Annotated in this window: 1 protein-coding gene; it reads left to right on the top strand. The window is 56.0% G+C overall.

Translation table 11 applies throughout. From position 1 onward, the window contains the following. A partial coding sequence (locus OC445_RS26860; RefSeq protein ID WP_262020451.1) for a hypothetical protein occupies positions 1-1,777 on the top strand: 1,777 nt, incomplete at both ends.

Below are 1,777 nucleotides of genomic sequence, written 5' to 3'. Positions count from 1 at the left end.
TTGACGGTGACCGTGAGGCCGATACCGCAATCGGAGCTGGCCAAGACGGTCATCAGGCTCAACGAGGCCAATAGCGCGACAAAGGTGTTGGACCTGGATAGCTTCGTCGGCAACGCGATGGCGCATGTCGGCACCTGGCCGTTTATCACCGCCCCTTATCCGGTCTCGTTGAAGTTTTTTGGTAGAACAGCCGCTAATGTTGCTCATGACCTGACGCTGTTCAGTTTCAACAGCTCGTATGTCAATCCGAACTGGGTTGCCCAAGGCCGCTATGAATATCGCCTGTTGCGCACTTACCTCGATGGGTTGGGCCATGGCAAAAAATTGAGGATGGAATTCAAAGCCGCCGTCAGCCTTAGCAAGGTTGAAGCCGAGGCGATCAGCTTTCCGGTGGTGGAGTACACCGTCAATACGCTCCCGGCAGAATTCCCTGTTCCCAAGTTGACCCAGGCCACGGGGACGGGTACCTCCGTTACCCTGGCGCCGTTGAATGCACAAAACGGTGGCACCGTGTCCGTGGAGTACACACCGATGTACACCACAGACAGCATCAAGGTGACGATGGTGGGGACAGCCGGTGCGGGTTCTCCGGTGATCCCGGCCAAGAATGGGGTAACGGCGGGCAAAGTCACGTTCGATATTACCAAGGCCGCGATTGCCGCCAACGTCGGCAATGCCAACAAGACGCTCACGCTTAAGTACGACGTAACCCGTAGCGGCAAGGTGGTTGCGTCCAAGGTGTTGACGGTGACGGTGACACCGATACCGACAACTGAGTTGGCAAAGACAGTGATCCGGATAAATGAAGCGGATGCTGCTACCAAAGTCCTGGATTTGAGTGGATCGGTTACCAATAAAACTCTACGCGTTGGGTCATGGCCGTTTATCGCGAGCTTCCAACCGGTAGCCATGTTATTGAGTGGCTTCAAGGCCGATGGATCGGTACATGAGCTGCAGGTATGGACTCTGGCGAGCAACGCGGTGACTGCTGGGTGGTTCAGCAATGGTTTCTATGATCAACGCGTCGCCGCCTCGTACTTCCTTGAACTGGGTCATGATACGAAACTGAAACTTCAGTTCAAGGCGACGCTTTCATCTAGTCAAGCCGAGGCTGACGCCATCATCTTCCCGATAGTGGAATACACTGTTAACACACTGCCGGCAGAATTCCCTGTTCCCAAGTTGACCCAGGCCACGGGGACGGGTACCTCAGTTACCCTGGCGCCGTTGAATGCACAAAACGGCGGCACGGTGTCGGTGGAGTACACACCGATGTACACCACAGACAGCATCAAGGTGACGATGGTGGGGACAGCCGGAGCGGGTTCTCCGGTGATCCCGGCCAAGAATGGGGTAACGGCGGGCAAAGTCACGTTCGATATTACCAAGGCCGCGATTGCCGCCAACGTCGGTAATGCCGACAAAACGTTCACGCTTAAGTACGACGTAACCCGTAGCGGCAAGGTAGTTGCGTCCAAGGTGTTGACGGTGACGGTGACGCCGATACCCCAGGCTGAGTTGGCCAAAACGGTGCTCAAGATCAACCAGGCTAACGCGGCGACTCAAGTACTGGACTTGACTACGTTTACCGGCGATGCCACAGGGCAAATTGGTGTCTGGCCGTTTATCACTGCACCTTACCCCGTCTGGTTGAAGCTGCAGGGGAAAACGGACAAGGGCGATGATCATTCGCTGACGGTGTACAACGGGGCGGGCAGCGCAGCTGTGAACCCGACCTGGATCGCTAACGGAAAAATCGAACCAGGGATCGCTCGTA

Origin of the sequence: Pseudomonas sp. Pse35, assembly GCF_024519715.1 — a bacterium.
GTDB classification, from domain to species: Bacteria; Pseudomonadota; Gammaproteobacteria; order Pseudomonadales; family Pseudomonadaceae; genus Aquipseudomonas; species Aquipseudomonas paracarnis.
This window is presented reverse-complemented; position numbering and strand designations above follow the sequence as displayed.